We start from the raw sequence: 20,312 nt of genomic DNA on the forward strand, positions 1-20,312 counted from the left end.
CCATGACCGGGCTGTTCAGCGAAGTCTTTCTCAGCGCGCTTCTGTTCGGTGCGGTCACCGCGGCGATCCCGCTGCTCCTGGCCGGCCTCGGTGAACAGATGTCTGAAAAGGCCGGCGTGCTCAACATCGGCATCGAGGGCATGATGCTGGCCGGCGCCTATCTCGGTTTCGTCGGCGCCTTCTATTCCGGATCGCTGTGGCTGGGCTTTCTCACCGGCGCCGGCGGCGGGATGGCAGTGGCGCTTGTCATGGCGCTGCTTTGCGTGCGCATCGGGCTGAACCAGATCGTCATCGGCATCGCGCTGACCCTGGGCCTTGAAGGTCTGACGGCGCTGCTCCACCATTTCCAGTTTTCGCGCAGCTATCCCCGCCTGCCGGCGGTGGACGTCACGGTCATTCCGTTGCTGTCGGACATTCCGGTCATCGGGCCGGCGCTGTTCAAGCAGCATCTGATCGTCTATCTGGCGGTCGCGCTGGTTTTCGGCATGGGCTACATCTATCGGCGCACGCAGCTCGGCCTCAACCTGCAGGCTGCCGGCGACAAGCCGGCAGCGCTTGATGTCGCCGGCATCGACGTCTTGCGAACCCGCACCGTCGCCGTGCTGACGACCGGAGCACTGGCCGGGCTAGGCGGCGCCTATCTCGCCAATATCGGGGCCGGCCTGTTCATTCCCTTCATCACCAATGGCGCGGGCTTTCTCGGCATCGTGCTGGCCATGCTGGCGCGCGGCCGGCCGGTCTGGGTGCTGTTCGGCGCGTTGTTGTTCGGCGTCTGCCTGTCGCTGACGACGGCCATGCAGGTGGCCGGCATCAACATACCGACCGACATCATCCAGATGCTGCCGTTCCTGGCGGTGATGATCATGCTGGTGCTGTTTGGGAGAAGGGCCGGTCTGCCGGCCGCCCTCGGCATTCCATATGAGCGGGGCGCGCGCTGATCACAGTTCATGCGCGGACGGGACCCGCGCCAAAAGAGGAGACAAAAATGTCGGATACCAAGGTCTACCTGCTCGATGGCGGCTCGCTCGTTCTCGACGGGTATCACGTGTTCTGGAATCGCGGCCCCGGCGGCGAAGTGCGCTTTCCCGTCTATTCGATCCTGATCGAGCATGCCGAGGGCCGTTTCCTCATCGACACCGGCTACGACTACGATCACGTCATGAAGGTGCTGCCTTTCGAAAAGCCGATCCAGGAAAAGCACCAGACCATTCCCGGCGCCCTGGCGCTGCTCGGCCTCGAGCCGAAGGACATCGACGTCGTCGTCAACTCGCATTTCCACTTCGACCATTGCGGCGGCAACAAGTATTTCCCGCATGCCAAGAAGATCTGCCACCGGACCGAGGTGCCGCAGGCCTGCAACCCCGAGCCTTTCGAACATCTCGGCTATTCCGATCTGAGCTTTTCGGCGGAGGCTGCCGAAGCGCGTGGCGCGACCGGGCAGTTGCTTGCGGGAACGACGCGCGCCAACTCGACCTTCGAGGGCATCGACGGCGACGTCGACCTTGCCAGGGGCGTCAGGCTGATCTCGACGCCCGGTCATTCGATCGGCCATTACAGCCTGCTGGTGGAGTTTCCCAAACGCAAGCCGATCATGTTCACGATCGATGCGGCCTACACGCAGAAGAGTCTTGAAACGCTGTGCCAGGCGGCTTTTCACATAGACCCGGTGGCGGGCGTCAAGTCGATGCGCAAGGTGAAGAAACTCGCCGAGGACCATGGCGCCGAGTTGATGTATTCGCACGACATGGAAAACTTCAAGACCTACAGGACCGGCACGCAGTTCTACGGCTGACTGCCGCCAATGCGGAGAACAAGACCATGCGCTATCTCGAACACGCCGAACCGGTCATCACGCTCACCGCGGGGCCGGTGAACGCCTATCCCGATGTGCTGCGCGGCCTCGCTCGCACGGTGCTCTACGATTACGATCCGGCGTTCCAGCTCTTTTACGAGGGTGTGGTCGACAAAGCGCAGAAGGCGATGCGGCTGTCGAACAAGCCGGTCATTCTCCATGGCGAGCCGGTGCTCGGCCTGGAGGCGGCGGCAGCATCCCTGATCACGCCCGATGACGTCGTGCTCAACCTTGCCTCCGGCGTCTACGGCAAGGGGTTTGGCTATTGGGCGAAGCGCTATTCGCCGCATCTCCTCGAAATCGAGGTGCCCTACAACGAGGCGATCGACCCGCAGGCGGTCGCGGCAATGCTGAAAGCGCATCCGGAAATCACCATCGTTTCCGTCTGCCACCACGACACGCCGTCGGGCACCATCAACCCGATCGACGCTATCGGCGCGCTGGTCTCGGCGCATGGCGGCTATCTGATCGTCGATGCGGTTTCGTCCTTCGGCGGCATGAAGACGCATCCGGAGGACTGCAAGGCCGATATCTATGTCACGGGCCCGAACAAATGCCTGGGCGCGCCTCCCGGCCTCACGATGATGGGGGTCAGCGAGCGGGCCTGGGCCAAGATGAAAGCCAACAAGGCAGCGCCACGCGCGTCGATGCTCAGCATCGTCGACTGGGAGCATGCGTGGTCGAAGGACCAGCCGTTTCCGTTCACGCCGTCCGTCGCGGAGATGAACGGACTCGACGTCGCGCTCGACCTCTACCTCAATGAGGGACCGGAGGCGGTGTGGGCGCGCCACGCGCTCACTGCCAAGGCCACGCGCGCCGGCGTCGCCGCCATGGGCCTGTCGATCTGGGCCGCCAGCGACAAGATCGCGTCGCCGACCACGACCGCTGTCCGGACGCCGGAAGGTGTCGACGAGAAGGCGCTTCGCCAGGCCGCGCGCGCCCGCTATAGCGTGGTGTTTTCGTCGGGTCGCGGCGAGACATTGGGGAAGCTGACACGTATCGGCCATATGGGCCCGACCGCCCAGCCGATCTATGCGATCGCGGCGCTGACGGCGCTTGGCGGCGCGATGAATGCTTTGGGCCGGAAGCTTGCGATCGGCAAAGGCATCGAGGCGGCGCTCGCCATTATCGACGCCGACGCATGAGATGAATTCACAGGATCACGGATTGAGGGAGCACTTTCATGACTGAACGGCTTGCGGGAAAGACGGCGCTGGTTACCGGGGCCGCACAAGGCATCGGCAAGGCGATCGCGGCGCGGTTGGCCGCCGATGGCGCGACCGTCATCGTCAGCGATATCAACGCGGAAGGCGCCAAGACGGCGGCCGCGTCGATCGGTGGAAAAGCAAAGGCGATCGCCGCCGACATTTCCGATCCTGCATCGGTCAAGGCACTCTTCGCCGAGATCCAGGCGCTGACCGGAGGCATCGACATCCTGGTCAACAATGCCAGCATCGTGCCTTTCATTGCCTGGGACGATGTCGATCTCGACCATTGGCGCAAGATCATCGACGTCAATCTGACCGGCACCTTCATTGTCAGCCGCGCCGGCACGGACCAGATGCGCGCCGCCGGCAAGGCCGGGCGGGTGATCAGCATCGCATCCAACACCTTCTTTGCCGGTACGCCGAACATGGCGGCCTATGTCGCGGCCAAGGGCGGCGTCATCGGCTTCACCGGGCGCTCGCCACGGAGCTCGGCAAATACAACATCACCGCCAACGCGATAACGCCTGGCCTGATCGAGAGCGACGGCGTCAAGTCGAGCCCGCACAACGAGGCGTTCGGCTTCGTCGAAATGCTTCAGGCGATGAAAGGCAAAGGGCAACCGGAACATATCGCCGATGTGGTTTCGTTCCTGGCCTCCGACGATGCGCGCTGGATCACCGGCCAGACGCTGAACGTCGACGCCGGGATGGTGCGCCACTAAAACGCGTTGCGTCTGAAGAGATTCGTACGGCGCGCATTAAGTCTTTGTTTTTATGCATGTCGCCCAAAACCGCTGCTCACTTTTGGGCGACATGCATTGGGTCGCACGGGTTGCGCAACGCGCTCATCAGCTGACAAGCAAAGATAAACAAGCAAACGCCGCAACAGCGGACGGGCGCGACCAAGAGTGTATCCGCAAGGCCGTGTCATAGGCCGGCCAATCAAGGGGAAATCATAGTGAACTTCGGATTCGTCATCGCCACTCTATAAGGTACCAAAGTTCACACCGCGGCTTGCATGACCGGCTGCATATCGCGTAGCCGGATCGAACCTGTCCCGCGTAGCGGCTTACCATTCCCGACTGAAGCATGCATGGAGCAGCGCATTCAAGTCTGCTTCGACTTGTCACGACGTTCGACGACGTAGATATGGTCAGCCGCCAGGACGACATCGCCATGCTGGTTGATCACCTCGCAGCGCTCGATCACCCGTCCTGAACCTGGTCGCCTCGGGTCGTCCTCCTTCGCCGAGATAGTGGTGCGCGTGCGGATCGTGTCGCCGATGAACACCGGCTTGATGAAGCGCAGCCGGTCGTAGCCATAGGAAAAGGCGACCGGGTTGACGACGCTTGCCGTCAGTCCGACGCCGACCGAGAACACCAGCGTGCCGTGGGCGATGCGCTGGCCGAACGGCGTCGTCTTCATGAACTCGGCGTCCATGTGGTGCGGGAAGAAATCGCCTGTGTGGCCGGCATGGACGACGAAGTCCGTCTCGGTAATGGTGCGGCCGCTGGTCAGGCGCGACGAACCGATCTCATAGTCCTCGAAATACCGGATCTGTTCCATCAGGGTCTTTCCGCGATAGGCGTCGCCGGCGCCGCGCTCGACTGATAGGCCGCCTCGACCAGCGCCATAGTGCTCCAGGCATCCTCGACCGAACTGATCAGCGTTGCCTCTTCTCCGGTCGCAAAACGCTGGACATTGGCCATGCGGCCGACGAAGGCGTCGGGAAACCACTCGCCGGCCAATGGCACGGCGACCCAGTCCGTCCCGCCTTTCGGATGGATCTCCAGCACATCCGGCTCGCCGCGCGGATAGTCGAGATTGAGGCCGAGCTTGAGATAGGCAGCGCCCTCGGTGCCGCAGATGCGGAACTCGCAGGCCTGGTGCCGGCGGCCGAACTTGTGGTCGTGATTGATCGACAGGGCGCAACGCACGGTGTCGCCATAGTCGAGAATGGCGCTGGTGCGTGTCTGCGCCACCGCATGGTTGGGATGGCCAAGCGTCTTGGCGTGGACGCCTCTTGGGTCGCCAAGCAATTGCCGGATCAGATCGAGATAGTGGATCGAATGCATGGCGATCTCGACCCGCGGCGCCTTGAGCAGGAACTCCCAAAGCTGCCACGGCGTCGCCAGCGCCAGCCAGGCGTCGAAATCGACGATCTCGCCGAGCCAGCCCTTGGCGATGGCATCCTTGAGCGCCAGCATCATCGGGGCGAAGCGGAGTTGGAAGTTCACTGCCGCCTGAAGCCTCTTGGCGCGGCAGATCCCCAGGATTGCGCTCGCCTCGGCGAGGTCGCCGCCCATCGGCTTCTGGATCAACGCCACCGCGCCGTCAGGCAATGCCTTCAGCACATCGGCATGGTGCGACGGCGGCGTGGCGAGGTCGAAGATCGCGCTGTCGACAGCGGCGGCTTCCGCCACCGAGCGAAAGGCCGTCACGCCCCATTGGTCCGCCAGCCGCGTCGCCCTGGCATGATCTGGGTCGTAGAGGCCGGCGACCGGAAAGCCGGCCTTTCTGTAGGCCGGGAAATGCGCGTCGCCGACGATCGACCCGGCGCCGAAGGTGACGATCGGACGGGGCGCCGAGGGTTTGGGCCAGGATTGGACGAGTGAGGCAGGGTCGAAACCGCCTTCAGTCATGATGGAAGACCTCGTCCATCGTTGCCCACCATTCGCCTTCCTTGCGCGTCGCCAGGGGCTCCTGGCAAGGCATGCAGACGGCCCACCATTCCTGGGTTTTCGGGTCGGCCGCCATTTTGGCCATGTCGGCCGCATAGTCGGTGCCATGGTATTCGAAATAGCTGAACAGCAGGTTCTCCGGCCGCTTCAGGTAGATCGAGTAGTTCTTGATGTTGCAGACCGAAATCATGGTCAGCACATCAGGCCAGACGGCGGCGTGAAGGCGGACATATTCCTCGACCTTTTCGGGCTTCAGCCCCAGCACCATCCCCATCCGCTGCATGCCCGTCTCCCTATCTGGTGATCGCCGTGGTGAATTCGGCGATGCTCATGGCCTTCACCGCATCCCAGTCCCAGTCGATGCCGATACCCGGTTCGTCGGGCGCCAGCGCCTGGCCATCCTCGATGCGCATATGCTTGCCGGTCAACTGGTCGAGTTGCGGAATGTACTCGACATATCTGCCGTTCTGAACAGCGCAGGTCAGGCTGACATGCAGCTCCATCAGGAAATGCGGGCAGACGGGAATGTCGAAGGCCTCCGCCGCATGGGCGATCTTGAGCCAGGGCGTGATGCCGCCGATGCGGCCGACATCGACCTGCACGATCGAGCAGGCGCCTTTCTGCATGTATTCGCGGAAATGGCGGATGGAGTAGAGCGACTCGCCGATGGCGATCGGCGTCGGCGTCGAGTTCGACAGCCGCACATGCCCGTCAATATCGTCGGCCGGCAGCGGCTCCTCGATCCAGGCGAGATCGAGCTCGCGCAGCCTGGCCGCGCGCCGGATCGCCTCATCGACCGAAAAGCCCTGATTGGCGTCGGTCATGATCTCGTAGCCGTCGCCAACCGCCTTGCGCACCGCCGACAGGCGCGCCAGATCCTCCGCGCCATGCGGCTTGCCGATCTTCACCTTCGAGCCACGAAAGCCTTTGGCCTTGGCGGCCAGCGCGTCGTCGACCAGCGCCTGCGTCTCGATGTGCAGCCAGCCGCCTTCGGTGGTGTAGAGCGGGCAGCGATCCTTGGCGCCGCCGGCCAGTTTCCACAATGGCAGGTTCTGCTTCTTCGCCCGCAGATCCCAAAGTGCTGTGTCGATCGCCGCGATCGCTATGGCCGTGATCGCACCGATGGTGGTGGCATGCGTGGCAAATTCGAGGTCGTGCCAGATCGCCTCGATCATGTCGGGGTCGCGGCCGATCAGGCGCGGCGCCAAATGGTCGGACAGGAGCCGCATCACCGACGAGCCGCCGGTGCCGATCGTGTAGCTGTAGCCGGTGCCGACCGCGCCGTCGGAATCGGTAATCGTCACAACAGGCGTTTCCTGGCTGACGAAACTCTGGATGGCGTCGGTGCGCTTGACCTTGGGCACAAGGTCCACCATCCGCAGTTCGACTTTCTCGATCTTGGCCATGTCTTCAACTCCGCAATGCCTTCAGCTCCGCAATGTCTTTCCGGTCTCGGCGGCGAACAGATGCGCCTGCGACATGTCGAGGCTCATGGCGACCCGCTCGCCCGGCCTCAGCGGTCTGGGGTTCAGCATGCGCGACACCCAGTCGCCGCCGTTGAATTCGACGAACACCAGCGTCTCGTTGCCGAGCGGTTCGGTGACCGTTATCGGCAATTCGATCTGATGGACATCGGCAGCACCGCCGGAACTGATGCCGTGGCCGGAACTCATTGAGCGACAAGAAGGGTACGTCAAGGCGAAATTTGTTTCTGCCGGCCGCGTTCCTGCGTATATGAAGAATCGAATTCACTGGAGGGATGGGCTATGGATGACAGCGAAGACGAGCGTTATCGCGCCCCGGCACTGGACAAGGGGCTGGACATCCTGGAATTGCTGGCGGGCGTGGACGGAGGTCTCACCCAGGCCGAAATCGCCAAGAAACTCGACCGCAGCCCCAACGAGTTCTACCGCATGCTCGACCGGCTGGTGCGCCGCGGCTACGTCACCAGGCTGGACGGAGACCGTTATTCGCTGACGCTGAAGCTGTTCGGCCTAGCGCAATTGCACGCCCCGGTGCGGCGGCTGGTTTCCTACGCGACGCCGGTGATGCGCGAACTTGCCGAAACCTCGCAGCAGGCAAACCAACTTGTTGTTTTTGATCGCGGTTCCGCTGTCGTCATCGCCCAGCAGGAGGCTCCGAACTATTGGGGCATCTCGATCCGGGTCGGCTCCCATATCAGCCTGTTCGACACTGGTTCGGGACATGTTCTGCTGGCCTTCCGTTCACAGGAAGAACGGCGGATGATGATTTCCGAGCATGTCCGCAGCACCGACAAGACGGCGCAGCCGGCCGAGTTCTTTGCCCGGCTCGACCAGATCCGCGACCGTGGTTACGAGATGATGGCTTCGATGCAGACCGCGGGCGTCTACAACCTGTCGGCACCGGTGCGCAGTTCCGACGGCAAGGCCATCGCCGCATTGTCGATCCCCTACATCACCGTCGTCAATGCGCCCTCGGCTCCCGACATCACCAGGACGATCGAACTTTTGCTGGCGATGGCCGAAAAGCTGTCGCATCTGGCCGGATCGGCGGTCGGCTCATCGGCGTAAATTCTTATTTGAATGAAGAATTCCTCCGTGAGATGATTTGGACAGCCAAGAGGAGGAGCGGCCATGATCATCGATACCCATCTGCATCTCATAGATCGTTCGGTGCTGCGCTATCCCTGGCTCGCCGGCGTGCCGGCCCTCGACCGCGATTTTTCCTACGAGGAGTACGCCTTGGAGGCTCACCGTGTCGGCGTCGAGCGCGTGCTGCACATGGAAGTGGATGTCGATCCGGCCGACATCGAGGCCGAAACCGGTCGTGTCGAAGGGCTGTCACGGCAGCCCGGCAGCCTGCTGGTCGGGGCGATCGCCTCCTGCCGGCCGGAGGAGAAGGATTTTCCGGCCTATCTCGAACGCCAGCAGGCAAATCCCTTCGTCAAGGGGTTCCGCCGCGTTCTCCATGTCATGCCCGACGAGCTATCGGAAGGCGCGCTGTTCCGTGACAACGTCAAGCGGCTCGGCGGCACCGGCCTGACCTTCGATCTCGTCGTGCTGCCGCATCAGATTCCGAAGGCGATCGCCCTTGCCGACCTTGCGACCGACGTGCAGTTCGTCCTCGACCATTGCGGCGTGCCCGACATCAAGGGCAAGGGTGAGCATCCATGGCGTGAACATATGAGCGAGATCGCGCGACGCCCGAATGTCATGGCCAAGATTTCCGGTGTCGTTGCCTATGCCGATCCCGGCAGCTGGACGGCCGAGACATTGCGGCCTTTTGTCGAACACACGATCGGTGAATTCGGCTGGGACCGCGTCGTCTGGGGCAGCGATTGGCCTGTCTGCACGCTTGGCGGCGGCTTGTCGACCTGGGTGGCGGCGACCCATGCGCTGCTTTCGGGCTGTAGCGTCGCGGAGCGCGACAGGCTCTTGTCCGCGAATGCCCGGAAGCTCTGGCGGCTGGCATAGCCGTGTTTGTCTCGGCGTCACCTCAGATCGTTGCGGATACGTGCCGTTCGCGGCCGTAGAGTGAGACAAGCGCCACGATGATGAAGCCAAGCGCGGCCTGAACCGCCGAAGGCTGGAAGCCGAGGCCGATCAGCAGCGTGTTGATCTCGGTCAGCACCAGCACGCCGGCGATGGTGCCGAGATAGCTGCCGCGTCCACCGACCAGCGCCGCGCCGCCGACGACCACAGCCGCGATGGTTTGGAACAGATAGGGCTGGCCGACATCGCCATAGGCCGAGCCGGTGAAGCCGAGCAAAAGCACCCCCGCTACGGCGGCGAAGAAGGCGCTTGCCGCATAAGTGATGACCCACATGCGAACCGGGTCGATCAGCGCCAGCGGTGCGGCCCCCGGATTGCTGCCCAGCGCATAGAGCCGGCGTCCGTAGGGCGTTCGTTCCAGCACCAGAACGACGAATGCCGTCAACACGACGAGGCTGGGCACCAGCCACGGCACCGGCAATGGACCGGCCGAGCCGCCGATCGACACGAAACTGGAAACGGCTTGCGGCGCGGAGCCTGAAGGGAAGCCGGCTGTCCACAGCAACACCAGCCCTTGCACGACCATGCCGATGCCGAGCGTGACGATGAGCGGCTGGATGTCGAGGCTGCGCGAGATCAGACCGTTCAGCCCGCCGATAGTGATCGCCAGCACGCCGACGAGGCCGCACACGAGAAAAAAGTTCCAGCCGTCGCCATAGAGCTGCGCCGCCACGACATTGGCGAAGCCGATGACGAAGGAATGGACAGGTCGATGCCGCCCATGATCACGACCAGCGTCTGCCCGATCGAGGCGACGGCAAGCAGCGAGGCGAGCACCAGCATGGCGCGTACGGCAAACGGCGTCGAGTAGCCCGGAATGAGCGCGGTGCCGACAGCGTGCAGAAGAGCGGCGACGCAGAAAGCACCGATGACGCGGGCGTTGGTCGTCGCAAACAGGTTTCGGCCGAATCTCATGTCAGCCTCCTGGTGGCTAGACGCTCCTGCAGCGCTGTCAGCATCACGGCCAGCACCAGTATCGCGCCATAGGCGATCTGCAGGACGAAGGTCGAGACATTGAATGTCGTCAGCACGCTTTGCAGGAGGAAGATGTCGATGGCGCCGATGGCCGCGCCCGCCACACCACCACGGCCGCCGGCCAGGCTGACGCCACCGAGAGCGACGGCGGCAATCGCGATCAGCGTGTAGGTTGGTCCGATATTGGGATCGGCGGAGCCGATCAGCGCGGTCAGCATCAGCCCGGCGCATCCGCTGAGAAGACCGGTCGTGACATAGGCGATGAAGCGCACGCGCGTGACGTCGACACCGGCGGTGTAAGCGGCGCGATCGTCGCTGCCGACCGCCATAAGTTGATCGTAGTATGGGGTTCGTCGAACCAGCCACCAGCCAATGAACATTGCCGCCAGCGGCAGCATCGACAACGGGCCGGACAAGGCCTTGAGCCAGGCTGGCGCGGGACCGATCGGCGCCGGCAGGATCGTCAGCGTGACGCCGGTAAGGATCAGATAGGTGCCGAGCGTGGCGACGATCGGCTGGATGCGCACGATCGTTGCCAGAAAGCCGTTCGCCGCGCCGACCAGCGCGCCGACCAGCAGCGCGGCGGGTACGAGGATCAGAGGCGAAGAGATGCCGGCTCCAAGGAAAAGCACTTGGATCACCACGGCGTTGACGAAACCCATCAGCGGCCCAACCGAGATGTCGATGCCGCCACGGCCGGCCAGGATCACGGGCGTCGAGGCGATGGCCGCGCCGATCAAGGGCGCGGCCAGTCCGATCAGTGCGCCCCAGGACCCCGGCTGGAACCGTGCCGGATTGAGGGCGAGATTGACCGCAAGCAGGACGACCAGCAGCACCGCCGCGAAGCCGACGTTTCGCCAGAGAACTGGAAAGCGTTTGGTCGGGCTCATGCCGCGCGTCCGAACATGGCTGATATCACGGTGTCGGTGGTCAGCGCCTGGCCGGCGATCTCAGCCGCAACCTCGTTTTCCCTGAACACCAGCACGCGATGGCACAAGAGCAGGATCTCCTCGATCTCGCTGGAGAGGATGACAAGTCCCATGCCGTCGGACGCTAGGCCGCGAAAGACGTCGTAGAGCACATGCCGTGTTGCGACATCGACGCCACGCGTCGGGTCGTTGAGCAGCAGGATCGCCGGTTCCAGAGCCAGAGCTCGTGCCAGCAGCACTTTCTGCTGATTGCCGCCCGACAGTGTGGTGATCGGCGCATCGGGCCGGGGCGCGACGATCGACAGTTTTTCGCGATAGATATCGTAGCGCGCCTTGCGCGCTGCTGGACTGATCAGGCCGAGGCGCGTATCGCGAGACAGTGTCGATACGGCAAAATTGTCGAGCACCGACTGGGTCGGGAAAATGCCGTTCGCCCGCCTGTCGCGCGGCAGGTAGGCGATGCCGCTGGAGACCGCCTTGCGGAACCCCGTGATCTTGCCGCCTCCGCTGGGCAGGTCGAGCACGATCGAGCCACCAAGCGGTGGCGCAAGGCCGGCGAGCATCTTGAGGAACAGCTCCTGGCCGTGACCGTCGAGGCCGGCAAGGCCGACGATCTCGCCGGGAGCAATCGCCTGCGTGATCGGACTGGCGCCGGGCGCGATGACGAGGTCGCGGATGGCGAGGCCACGAAAGTCAGGGACGTGGCGATCAGCCATGCGCCAGCTCCGCCGCGGTGCGTGGCGCCATTGCCTTGAGAAGTTCAGCCGTTGTCGAGGCGCCACGCTCTTCGGTGCGTACAACGCTGCCCCCGCGCAGGATCGAAATACGATCCGAAAGCGACATCACTTCATCCATGCGATGCGTGATGAACAGGATGAGGCAACCTTCACTGGCAAGGGCGCGCATCAATGAAAAGACAGACTCGCGGTCGGCGAAGTCGAGCGCGGCGGTGACCTCGTCGAGAATGAGGATCCTTGGGTTGCGCACGATCGCACGGGCGAGAACGACCAATTGCTGTGCGGCAAGCGGCAACAGGCCGGCGGGTACGTCAAGGGGAACGTCGGTGACCGCGAAGCGCTTCAGCGCCAGCGCCGCCCTGTCGCGGCGCTGGTTGCGGGGAACGGAGCGCCGGACCAGCCCGTCGAGGCCAAGCAGGATGTTGTCCGTCACGCTGCGATCCGGTGCGATCAGCACCTCCTGGAAGACCGTGGCGAAACCTTGCGCCTGGAAGGCAGATGGGCGCGCACCCGAAAACGGTTTGCCCTGCAGCAGGATCGCGCCACTGTCCGGCTGGACGATGCCGGACAGGAGCTTGACCATCGTGCTCTTGCCCGAACCGTTCTCACCCAGAATGGTATGTATGGTCCCCGCCCGGAACGCGATCGAGGCGTCGGCAAGAGCGACCGTCTCGCCATAGCGTTTGGATATGTTCTGGATTTCAAGCATGTCGTGTTTCGATGCTGGCTGGCCGGCTCCCGGAAAGGAACCGACCAGCCGTGACCTTATTTGGCGCAGGCGTCACTTTGCACAGGCATCTGGCACCTTCGAATAATCCCAGCCCTTTGTCGGCGCCGGGTTCGAGAAATAGGCATCGAGCCATTCTTCCGGCATCGGGTCCGTTGGCGGCACCGGGAAGATCGACACCGCATCCGTCGTCATGCAGTCCTTGTACCACGCGCCGAGATCGGCGCTGTGAACCGGCGGGATCGGGATGAGCAGCGTGTTCAGCTTCGGCTTCTGGCCGTCGAGCATGCGTTCGCCGACGCGGAACAGCGTCTCGGCGGTCCAGTGCGGCAGCACGGCATGGCCTTCGAAGCGGTACTTGTCGGGATTGGCCTTCCAATAACCCAGCGCATCGCCGGTGATCGAGCCGGTGATCAGCGGCGCCGGCCGTCCGGCCTCGGCGAAGGCTTCGGCAACGACGCGGCTTTCGCTGCCTGTCGTCCACACCGCATCGATCGGCGCCGGATTGGTGGCGATCGCCTGCAGCACCACGGTCTTGGTGACGTTGGCCGTCCAGTTGCCGTTGACGTTGCGCGAGATCTTGAGCTTCGGATTTTCGGCCAGAGCCTTGTCCGCGCCCTGGCGCTCCTGAACCACGATCGGGTGGCCGGCGATGCCTTCGACCAGCAGGATGCTGGCTCCGTCCGGCTGGGCCTTGCCGATCGCCGTCATCATGTCATAGCCCCAGCGCGCATAGTTGGAATCGACATTGATCGCGTTCGGGCTGGTCACCGAACCGGCCGCCGTGATGAACGGGATGCCGGCCTTGGCGGCCGCGTCGATGGCATCGTCGAGCGCCGTCGCCGAACCCGGTATCGACGTGATGATCGAGCACTTCTTGTCGATGAAAGCACGGATCTGGTTGATCTGCTGGCTGGCGTCGTTGTTGGAATCGGAAACTTCGAAGCTGGAGACGGTGCCGTCTGCGACCAGCCCTTCGACAAGACGCTTCAACTCCTTGGTCACCGTGACCCGCCACGGGTTGCCTTGGTAGGACTCCGAGTGGCACCATTTCCACGGCTTCGGCGGCGGCGTGAAATCGTCCCAGGCCGAGGGCAGCACCTTCTGCGGCGCGCCGTCATATTGCGCCTTGAGTTCCGTCGGCAGCCCGCCGATGACGCCTTGCACGTCCTGCGCCAGGGCAGTCGTTGCAATCGAGGCAAGGGCGGTTGCGGCCAGCAGGCCGCGGATCATTCCTGTCATCTCGTTCTCCTCCATTCGGTTTCGCTCAGGCTCCTCCACCGGCAGCGCCGGACACCTGCGCCGGGACGCTTCCCCGAAACAGGCGATTGAGATCGGCAACGACCCGGGCGGCTTGGCGCCCGGAGGTCATGCCGGAAATGATGCAGTCGGATGCCGCCTGCTGGAACGCCATATAGCCGTCATGGCGCGGCCGCACCCACGCGCCTTCCAGCGTCGCGCTCGTATCCCTGTAGAAATTGCCGGTCGCGGCATTGACGGTCTGGTCCTCCCACGCCGCCGCATGGCCCGGCTGGCCGCCCGAGGCGGCATAGGTGCCGCGCTGGACCTCGCCGCTGGCGACCCAATAGGCGAAGTCAGTCGCGGCAGCCTTCGCCCTGGAGAAGGCAGAGACCGCTATGCCCGTGCCGCCAAGCGCCGAACCGATCGGGCCGCCTGAGCCGACCAGCGGAATGTCGGCAAAGGCCAACCGGTTCGCGCGAAAACCAGTCGCCACATAGGAGACATAACCATAGATCAGCGGCGCGCAGACGAACCGGGAACCGGCTTCCGCCATGCGTTCCGAAACGGCAATCGGATCCATCTCGATGCAGGCCGGGTCGGCCAGTGCCGCGATCTCGCGCATCATTTCGAAGACGTTGCTGCCGGCCTCGATATCGATGAGATCATGGGAGGGATTGGTCGCGCTGGGATGGCCGAGATTGCCGGCAAGCGTGTAGAACACCATCAGGCAATGGGGCGGGCGCAGCGGCAGCAGCACGCGGCCTTGCCGGGCGAGATCGAGCACCTCGCTCCAGCGCGCGGGCGGGGCGTCAAGCGCGTCCGGCCGCCAGGCCTGGACTTGGCTTGCCGCATCGATCGGAAATGCCCATTGCCGTCCCTGCCAGTTGTAGCTCGGATAGGATTGGCCGACGCTGCCTGAGGCCAAGGCCGCAAGCTCCGCCTCGCGGCCGGCGACATCCAGCGGCTCGAGGCAGCGTTCCGCGGTTATCTGGCCGACATGCGGATGGTCGATGACGATCAGGTCATAGGCCCGCGCCAGTTCCTCGACCGGGAAGGACTCGAAATCCTGCAGCGAGCGCTTGTCCCATTCGATGGCTACGCCGGTTTTCTGCTCCCAGAGGGAAGAGCAGGCGACCATTGGATCGTAGCCGCGCGGATGGCTCCAGGTCATACCCTTGAGCGTGTGCGTGCTCACAGGCCGAACTCCTCGCGGATTTTGGCGCTGTGCTCGCCGATGCGGGGTGCTGCCCGATCGACCTTGGCTCTGATACCATCGACCCTGAGCGGCGAACTGGTGGTGAGGATCGAGACTTCGTCCTCGCGCGTCACGGTTTGCAACATGTCGAGCGACTGGAACCCCTCGCTTGCCAGCATTTCCGGCCAGGTCAGCACCTTGGCGCACCAGATGTCGGCCGGCTCCAGAATGGCCAGCCATTCGTCGATCGTCTTGGTGGCGATCCTTTGCGCGATGATCGCCTTGATGTCGTCGCGCGCGGTGAACCACGATGCCGGTCTGTCGCGATAGGGCGCCAATTCGCTGAGCGACAGAAGATCGGCCAGCTTGGGGATCGGCGTCATGGCGACGGCGAGGTAGCCGTCCTTGGCGGGATACACGCCATAGGGCGCCGACAGATAGGCATGCGCGCTGCGAAAGCTGGAGCGCCTTGGCAAGCGGCGGCCGTCATTGAGATGCGTGGTCAGCACCTCGAACTGGAAGTCGATCAGCGCTTCCAGCAGGCTGGTTTCGATATGGCTTCCCCGGCCGGTGATGCCGCGCCGCACAAGTGCCGCCAGTATGCCTTGCGCGCAGGCAGCACCCGCCAGCATGTCGCCGATGGCGAGGCCGAACGGCACCGGTCCCTGGTCCTCGTCGCCGTTCAGCCACATCACGCCGGACCGCGACTGCGCCAGCAGATCCTGACCGGGCCGTTTGACCCATGGGCCCTCCTCGCCATAGCCGCTGATCGAGGCATAGACCAGGCGCGGGTTGATCTTGCGGACGGACTTATAGCCGAAGCCGAGCCGTTCGATGACGCCCGGCCGGAAATTCTGGATCAGCACATCGGCCTTGGCCAGAAGCCCGCGCAGCGCCTCGAGATCGGCCTCGTTCTTGAGGTCGATGGCGAGGCTTTCCTTGGCCCGGTTGATGGCATGGAAGATCGTTGAATCGCCACCGATCTCGGTGTCGCTGAGGTAAAGCCGGCGCGACAGGTCGCCGCCATCCGGCCGCTCGATCTTGATGACGCGGGCGCCAAGATCGAGCAGCCGGAGCGAGCAATAGGGACCGGACAGGAACTGGCTCATGTCGACGACGGTAAGACCGGCAAGCGGCAATTCGGCTGCTGCCGGCATCGTTATTTCTCCGTCTTGCCGACGAAATCGGCAGGGTTGCGGTACTTCACCGTCTGCAGGTGCTCGCAATAGAGAACCATCTCGCCTTCGCCCTTGAATACTTCATAGCGGGCGCGGATCAGCCCCATCTCCTTGTAGCGAGGCTTCTTGTCGAGGTTGGAGCGGATCGAATAGATCGTGTCGCCGATGAAGACAGGCTTTATGAAACGCAGCCTGTCATAGCCGTAGGAAAAGGCATTGATGCAATGGTGGCGACCAGCCCCAGCCCCGCCGAGAAGACAAAGGCGCCGGCGATCAGCCGCTTGCCGAAAATGCCTTCGGTCTCGGCAAACATCTGGTCCTGCACATAAGGGTGGATATCGAGCACCAGCGCGTTGAAAAGGTGGCTGTCGCCTTCCGCCATCGTGCGGCGCAACGACCGTATTTTCTGGTCGACCGGCCAGTCTTCGTAAAACCAGTTCTCCGCATTCCACACCGGCAGCGCCGCGTGATCCCTGGGCATGTTGGCAGGATGCGTCGAGGCGACGCCGACAGTTGGCGCAAAGTCATTCATGACCGGTTCCGCCAGCCCTGGGCGCGGAACCGCACGACCGCTTGAACATGCAGCAAAGCGTCGAAAAGCACGCCATTCCCTCCCATCAATCTTCTTTTGTAAATAGTATTTTCACATATGGGGTTGTGTTGCAAGCGTGAACAGGCGAAATTTTGGTGGTTCCCGCGCGCCGAAGCGCTGGCGGGCAGGGGAGGAAATCATGCGGAATGCCTGTCTGGTCTTCATCGGCAGTCTGAACCGCGAGGCGCCGTATTTTCAGGGCGCGCGCGGTGTCGGCCTCAGCGTCTACGACTTCGACGAAGAGACGCTGGAGACGCGAAAACTGGCCGAGACCGATGACATCGACAATCCGACATTCCTGTCGGTGACCCCGGACGGCGCACGCATCTACGCTAACTCGGAAGTCTTCACCTGGCGGGAAGGAACTGTCTCCGCCTACAGCTTTGACCGCGCGACGGCCACGCTAGGCTATCTGAACAAGCAGCCTTCGCTGGGCAGCATCACCGCGCACAACACCATCACCCGTGACGGAACGAAGCTTTTGGTGGCGAATTACGGCATGGGCGAGGGTGGACCGGACCGGGCGGTGGCGGTCTATGGTTTTGAGGAGAATGGCGCATTGTCGGCGCCGCTGGCCAGCGTATCGCATACCGGCACGGGTCCGAATGCGGCGCGGCAGGAGCGGTCTCATGCCCACAGCGTGACCGAAACCATTGGCGGTGGAACGGCGGTCGTCGCGGACCTCGGCACCGACCGGCTGGTCTCCTATCGGATCGAGCCGGATGGGAACCTGAGCAGGTTCGCCGAATCCGCTCTGCCGCCGGGCGCCGGCCCACGCCATCTTGCCTTGCACCCCAACGGGCGCTTCGTCTTCGTCATGAACGAACTGGATTCGTCCATCGTTTCGATGGCGCTGGACGAAGCTGGCGGCAAGCTCTCGGTCATCGACGCCAAGCCGGCGGTGCCGGCCGAGGCGCGCGACAGCAATCATTGCGCCGATATCCAGATCGCGCCGGACGGCCGTTTTGTCTATGGTTCCAACCGTGGTCACGACAGCATCGTCATCATGGCGGTCGACCAGCAGACGGGGGCATTGAGCCTGGTCGACTACACCCCTTGTGGTGGTTCGACGCCGCGCAATCTCGCGCTGACGCCGTCCGGCGGCCATCTCTTTTCAGCCAATCAGAATGCCGACCGCATCTCCATTTTTGCCCGCGATGCCTTGACCGGACTGCTCACCGACACCGGTAAATCCATCGATATCGGTACGCCAATGTGTGTAAGGATCGTGCGTTGATCGCTTGCAGACGCCAAGGCATAACTTGCGGTTGCGTTGAGTGCCGGGCGACACCGCGCAATCCGATCTAGAGGCGGAATCCCTTTCGGGCTACTCGAACGGTCGGGCCGCCGCGGGATCCAAATCCTTATTCCAGCAAACCGACCAGCACGTCGAAGGCCGCATCGATGTCGGCGCGGACCGCGGCCCGAACCGCCTCCGCATCCCGGTCGCGCAAGGCCGCAAACATCTCCTTATGATGCTCGTTGGCGGTCGAATAGTTCCCGGAATCGTGCAGCATGTTGAAATAGGGGCTGATCTGCAGCCACAGGTTCTCGATGATGTTGAGCATGTTCTCGGAACCGGCCGCCCGATAGATCGAGAAATGAAAGGCATAGTTGGCCCTGAGATAGGATTTGACGTCGCCGGCGGCATTGGCCTGTTCGAGCGCATCGAGATGTTGGCGCAGCAGCGCCACGCCCTGATCGTCCATGCGCTCCGCGGCCCATGCGGCGGCGATGGCTTCGATCTCGTACCGGACATTCCTGAGGTCGATCAAGCGCGCGCGACTTAGCGCCGGAATGCCGATCGATCGGCCCGAAACCACCATGAGCGCATTGGCGGCTGTCAGCCGCCGCAACGCCTCCCTGACCGGCATCGGGCTGACGCCGAAGGCATCGGCGAGGCTCTGAACCGTCACCATCTCGCCCGGTACGATGCTGCCGTCGAGGATCAGTTCGGTGACCTGACTATAGACCTTGTCCTGCAGGGTTTCCCTGGACAGGGGGGTGATCTCGACCCCCGGCTTCCTATACGCCGATCCAGCCATCTCCCGTCAACCTTCCCGCCCGAGGGCGACGCTATCGCCTGTTTCCGGAATGCAAGGTTCGGATTGCCGCGTCAAGCGCCCGCGACCGCCGGTTTTGATATTAAGCTATTTCATCATTGATCTTTGATCAAATCGTGTTACGGTCGCCCAGATCGAATGACAAGGGTTACGCTTCGTGCCCTTGGGAGGCATTCGGTCGTTCGGATTGGGAGGAGTTTCACATGGGTATCGGATTGAAAGTCCGGCGGCTCGCGCTGCTGGCCGGCATGGCTGCATGCGCTTTTGGCCTGTCCGCCGCGCAGGCGGCTGAAAAGCACAAGATATTTCTCAGCATGAGCTTCATCGGCAATGACTGGCAGGCCGAGGCGGCGAACATGGTCAAGGCAATGGCCTCGCACAAGAGCCTGGCCGACAAGGTCGATTTGCAGGTTCAGGTCGCCGGGCCGAATGCGCAGCGCCAGATACAGCAGATCAACGCGATGGTGCAGGCGGGCGCCGAGGCCATCGTGATCTTCCCGATCTCGCCGACCGCGCTGAATCAAGTGGTCAAGAATGCTTGCGACAAGGGCGTGAAGGTATTTGCCTATGACGCCGAAATCACCGAGCCTTGTGCCTATAACGTCCATATCGACCAGTTGGAAGCGGGCAGGGTGACCGCCGAATGGCTCGCAAAAAAGCTCAATGGCAAAGGTAACATCATCGCCATCACCGGTGTTCCGGGAACATCCGTCGACGATCAACGGACAAAGGCCGCCAAGGAAGTCTTCGCCAAATATCCCGACATCAAGATCGTCGGCGAGGCTGTCGGCATGTGGAGCCAGGCGGTTGCCCGCACCGAGCTTTCGAAAATCCTGGCCACCCGCAACTGGGACGACATCAACGGTCTGTGGATGCAGGTCGGCTGCTTCACCGCCAACTCGATGCAGCTCGAGGCCGGCAAAAAGACCAGCGAACTCCTGCCTTGCGCCGGCGAAGGCTCCAATGGCGGCCGCGTCCAGATGCTGCCGGAGGGTACCGAGGTCGAGGGTGCGGCGTCTCCTTATGCGCCGCTCGGCGCACCGCGCATTTCCTATGCCTCGCCACCATATTCCGGCGCGCTTGCGCTGAAACTCGCCGTTGAGGCAATCGAAGGCAAGGATGTGCCGAAGACCACCATCTTGCCGCTGCCGGTCGTCACCAATGAGACGATCAAGCTATGCGACGAAGGCACTTGGGCGGAGATGAAAGCCGGCTGCAACGCCTTCAAGCCGTCGCTCGTCTCCAATCCCGGCTGGTTCGCCTCGATCTTCTCCGACCAGACCCCCGAGATCGGCCTCGCCGCCGCACTTGTCGGCCAGCCCGAAGAGTAAGCCTGCCCAAGGCACTCGTGACGATGCACGGACATCTGGTCCGTGCATCGTCGATCTGCGCCAAGCCGGC

The 20,312-nt window shown here is 63.2% G+C and carries 20 protein-coding genes and 3 pseudogenes; 8 read left to right on the forward strand and 15 right to left on the reverse strand.

Annotated elements, in window-relative coordinates; all coding sequences use genetic code 11:
• The first annotated feature begins 2 nt into the window (after nt 1-2).
• From MESS4_RS10415 to MESS4_RS10430, 4 genes and pseudogenes are all read left to right on the forward strand, one after another.
• Nucleotides 3-938 carry an ABC transporter permease gene (locus MESS4_RS10415; RefSeq protein WP_006329742.1) on the forward strand — a complete coding sequence of 312 codons (936 nt, stop codon included), beginning with the start codon at nt 3-5 and terminating at the stop codon, nt 936-938.
• A 47-nt stretch (nt 939-985) separates the two neighbouring features.
• Nucleotides 986-1,792, forward strand: coding sequence for a 4-pyridoxolactonase (locus MESS4_RS10420; RefSeq protein WP_006329743.1), 807 nt, complete (start codon nt 986-988; stop codon nt 1,790-1,792).
• Nucleotides 1,793-1,818: 26 nt separating this feature from the next.
• Nucleotides 1,819-2,997, forward strand: coding sequence for an alanine--glyoxylate aminotransferase family protein (locus tag MESS4_RS10425; RefSeq protein WP_006329744.1), 1,179 nt, complete (start codon nt 1,819-1,821; stop codon nt 2,995-2,997).
• 38 nt (nt 2,998-3,035) lie between these two features.
• A pseudogene (locus MESS4_RS10430) lies at nt 3,036-3,781 on the forward strand (SDR family NAD(P)-dependent oxidoreductase).
• A 385-nt stretch (nt 3,782-4,166) separates the two neighbouring features.
• Here the strand turns inward: MESS4_RS10430 and MESS4_RS10435 are convergent.
• From MESS4_RS10435 to MESS4_RS10455, 5 genes and pseudogenes are all read right to left on the reverse strand, one after another.
• Nucleotides 4,167-4,628, reverse strand: coding sequence for a MaoC/PaaZ C-terminal domain-containing protein (locus tag MESS4_RS10435; RefSeq protein ID WP_036241041.1), 462 nt, complete (start codon nt 4,626-4,628; stop codon nt 4,167-4,169).
• Nucleotides 4,625-5,701 carry a Gfo/Idh/MocA family oxidoreductase gene (locus tag MESS4_RS10440; protein WP_006329756.1) on the reverse strand — a complete coding sequence of 359 codons (1,077 nt, stop codon included), beginning with the start codon at nt 5,699-5,701 and terminating at the stop codon, nt 4,625-4,627. The genes MESS4_RS10435 and MESS4_RS10440 overlap by 4 nt, the downstream gene beginning before the upstream one ends.
• Nucleotides 5,694-6,023: an L-rhamnose mutarotase gene (locus tag MESS4_RS10445; protein WP_036241014.1), complete on the reverse strand. Its 330-nt coding sequence runs from the start codon at nt 6,021-6,023 to the stop codon at nt 5,694-5,696. Before MESS4_RS10445 ends, MESS4_RS10440 begins: the two co-directional genes overlap by 8 nt.
• Before the next feature lie 10 nt (nt 6,024-6,033).
• Nucleotides 6,034-7,146, reverse strand: a complete 1,113-nt coding sequence (locus MESS4_RS10450; protein ID WP_006329758.1) for a mandelate racemase/muconate lactonizing enzyme family protein — start codon at nt 7,144-7,146, stop codon at nt 6,034-6,036.
• Nucleotides 7,147-7,167: 21 nt separating this feature from the next.
• A pseudogene (locus tag MESS4_RS10455) lies at nt 7,168-7,404 on the reverse strand (TOBE domain-containing protein); the annotation flags it as partial.
• Nucleotides 7,405-7,506: 102 nt separating this feature from the next.
• Between MESS4_RS10455 and MESS4_RS10460 the strand changes: the two are divergent.
• Together MESS4_RS10460 and MESS4_RS10465 are read left to right on the forward strand one after the other, a co-directional pair.
• The gene (locus tag MESS4_RS10460; protein WP_006329761.1) at nt 7,507-8,292 is read left to right on the forward strand and encodes an IclR family transcriptional regulator; all 786 of its coding nucleotides are present in this window, start codon (nt 7,507-7,509) and stop codon (nt 8,290-8,292) included.
• A gap of 63 nt (nt 8,293-8,355) precedes the next feature.
• Nucleotides 8,356-9,195 carry an amidohydrolase gene (locus MESS4_RS10465; RefSeq protein ID WP_006329762.1) on the forward strand — a complete coding sequence of 280 codons (840 nt, stop codon included), beginning with the start codon at nt 8,356-8,358 and terminating at the stop codon, nt 9,193-9,195.
• A 22-nt stretch (nt 9,196-9,217) separates the two neighbouring features.
• Here MESS4_RS10465 and MESS4_RS10470 read toward each other — a convergent pair whose 3' ends face one another.
• From MESS4_RS10470 to MESS4_RS10505, 9 genes and pseudogenes are all read right to left on the reverse strand, one after another.
• Nucleotides 9,218-9,946 (reverse strand): ABC transporter permease, encoded by a 729-nt coding sequence (locus MESS4_RS10470; RefSeq protein WP_006329763.1) that lies wholly within the window; start codon nt 9,944-9,946, stop codon nt 9,218-9,220.
• Nucleotides 9,859-10,188 carry a hypothetical protein gene (locus tag MESS4_RS34480; protein WP_006329769.1) on the reverse strand — a complete coding sequence of 110 codons (330 nt, stop codon included), beginning with the start codon at nt 10,186-10,188 and terminating at the stop codon, nt 9,859-9,861. Before MESS4_RS34480 ends, MESS4_RS10470 begins: the two co-directional genes overlap by 88 nt.
• Nucleotides 10,185-11,138 carry an ABC transporter permease gene (locus MESS4_RS10475; protein WP_006329770.1) on the reverse strand — a complete coding sequence of 318 codons (954 nt, stop codon included), beginning with the start codon at nt 11,136-11,138 and terminating at the stop codon, nt 10,185-10,187. The genes MESS4_RS34480 and MESS4_RS10475 overlap by 4 nt, the downstream gene beginning before the upstream one ends.
• Entirely contained in the window at nt 11,135-11,893 is a 759-nt protein-coding gene (locus MESS4_RS10480; protein ID WP_006329771.1) for an ATP-binding cassette domain-containing protein, read from the reverse strand. The genes MESS4_RS10475 and MESS4_RS10480 overlap by 4 nt, the downstream gene beginning before the upstream one ends.
• Nucleotides 11,886-12,623: an ATP-binding cassette domain-containing protein gene (locus MESS4_RS10485; RefSeq protein WP_006329772.1), complete on the reverse strand. Its 738-nt coding sequence runs from the start codon at nt 12,621-12,623 to the stop codon at nt 11,886-11,888. Before MESS4_RS10485 ends, MESS4_RS10480 begins: the two co-directional genes overlap by 8 nt.
• A 72-nt stretch (nt 12,624-12,695) precedes the next feature.
• Complete coding sequence (locus MESS4_RS10490; protein ID WP_006329773.1) at nt 12,696-13,883, reverse strand: ABC transporter substrate-binding protein; 1,188 nt, start codon at nt 13,881-13,883, stop codon at nt 12,696-12,698.
• A 25-nt stretch (nt 13,884-13,908) separates the two neighbouring features.
• Entirely contained in the window at nt 13,909-15,078 is a 1,170-nt protein-coding gene (locus tag MESS4_RS10495) for an extracellular solute-binding protein (RefSeq protein ID WP_006329774.1), read from the reverse strand.
• Nucleotides 15,075-16,235 (reverse strand): CaiB/BaiF CoA-transferase family protein, encoded by a 1,161-nt coding sequence (locus tag MESS4_RS10500; protein ID WP_006329775.1) that lies wholly within the window; start codon nt 16,233-16,235, stop codon nt 15,075-15,077. Before MESS4_RS10500 ends, MESS4_RS10495 begins: the two co-directional genes overlap by 4 nt.
• 2 nt (nt 16,236-16,237) lie before the next feature.
• Nucleotides 16,238-16,788, reverse strand: a pseudogene (locus MESS4_RS10505) (MaoC family dehydratase).
• A gap of 199 nt (nt 16,789-16,987) precedes the next feature.
• Here MESS4_RS10505 and MESS4_RS10510 point away from each other — a divergent pair.
• Nucleotides 16,988-18,085 (forward strand): lactonase family protein, encoded by a 1,098-nt coding sequence (locus MESS4_RS10510; RefSeq protein ID WP_006329778.1) that lies wholly within the window; start codon nt 16,988-16,990, stop codon nt 18,083-18,085.
• Nucleotides 18,086-18,212: 127 nt separating this feature from the next.
• Here MESS4_RS10510 and MESS4_RS10515 read toward each other — a convergent pair whose 3' ends face one another.
• A complete protein-coding gene (locus tag MESS4_RS10515) occupies nt 18,213-18,893 on the reverse strand; it encodes a GntR family transcriptional regulator (RefSeq protein ID WP_006329779.1) in 681 nt (226 codons plus the stop codon).
• A gap of 221 nt (nt 18,894-19,114) precedes the next feature.
• Between MESS4_RS10515 and MESS4_RS10520 the strand changes: the two genes are divergently transcribed.
• Nucleotides 19,115-20,242 (forward strand): sugar ABC transporter substrate-binding protein, encoded by a 1,128-nt coding sequence (locus MESS4_RS10520; protein ID WP_006329780.1) that lies wholly within the window; start codon nt 19,115-19,117, stop codon nt 20,240-20,242.
• The last annotated feature ends 70 nt before the right edge of the window (nt 20,243-20,312 follow it).

The sequence above is a fragment of the Mesorhizobium sp. STM 4661 genome (genome assembly GCF_000359125.1).
Classification (GTDB): Bacteria; Pseudomonadota; Alphaproteobacteria; order Rhizobiales; family Rhizobiaceae; genus Mesorhizobium.

Coding starts and splice junctions, on each gene's coding strand:
- MESS4_RS10415 (WP_006329742.1), top strand. CDS start 3: ATGACCGGGCTGTTCAGCGAAGTCTTTCTCAGCGCGCTTCTGTTCGGT.
- MESS4_RS10420 (WP_006329743.1), top strand. CDS start 986: ATGTCGGATACCAAGGTCTACCTGCTCGATGGCGGCTCGCTCGTTCTC.
- MESS4_RS10425 (WP_006329744.1), top strand. CDS start 1,819: ATGCGCTATCTCGAACACGCCGAACCGGTCATCACGCTCACCGCGGGG.
- MESS4_RS10440 (WP_006329756.1), bottom strand. CDS start 5,701: ATGACTGAAGGCGGTTTCGACCCTGCCTCACTCGTCCAATCCTGGCCC.
- MESS4_RS10445 (WP_036241014.1), bottom strand. CDS start 6,023: ATGCAGCGGATGGGGATGGTGCTGGGGCTGAAGCCCGAAAAGGTCGAG.
- MESS4_RS10450 (WP_006329758.1), bottom strand. CDS start 7,146: ATGGCCAAGATCGAGAAAGTCGAACTGCGGATGGTGGACCTTGTGCCC.
- MESS4_RS10460 (WP_006329761.1), top strand. CDS start 7,507: ATGGATGACAGCGAAGACGAGCGTTATCGCGCCCCGGCACTGGACAAG.
- MESS4_RS10465 (WP_006329762.1), top strand. CDS start 8,356: ATGATCATCGATACCCATCTGCATCTCATAGATCGTTCGGTGCTGCGC.
- MESS4_RS34480 (WP_006329769.1), bottom strand. CDS start 10,188: ATGAGATTCGGCCGAAACCTGTTTGCGACGACCAACGCCCGCGTCATC.
- MESS4_RS10475 (WP_006329770.1), bottom strand. CDS start 11,138: ATGAGCCCGACCAAACGCTTTCCAGTTCTCTGGCGAAACGTCGGCTTC.
- MESS4_RS10480 (WP_006329771.1), bottom strand. CDS start 11,893: ATGGCTGATCGCCACGTCCCTGACTTTCGTGGCCTCGCCATCCGCGAC.
- MESS4_RS10485 (WP_006329772.1), bottom strand. CDS start 12,623: ATGCTTGAAATCCAGAACATATCCAAACGCTATGGCGAGACGGTCGCT.
- MESS4_RS10490 (WP_006329773.1), bottom strand. CDS start 13,883: ATGACAGGAATGATCCGCGGCCTGCTGGCCGCAACCGCCCTTGCCTCG.
- MESS4_RS10500 (WP_006329775.1), bottom strand. CDS start 16,235: ATGCCGGCAGCAGCCGAATTGCCGCTTGCCGGTCTTACCGTCGTCGAC.
- MESS4_RS10510 (WP_006329778.1), top strand. CDS start 16,988: ATGCGGAATGCCTGTCTGGTCTTCATCGGCAGTCTGAACCGCGAGGCG.
- MESS4_RS10515 (WP_006329779.1), bottom strand. CDS start 18,893: ATGGCTGGATCGGCGTATAGGAAGCCGGGGGTCGAGATCACCCCCCTG.
- MESS4_RS10520 (WP_006329780.1), top strand. CDS start 19,115: ATGGGTATCGGATTGAAAGTCCGGCGGCTCGCGCTGCTGGCCGGCATG.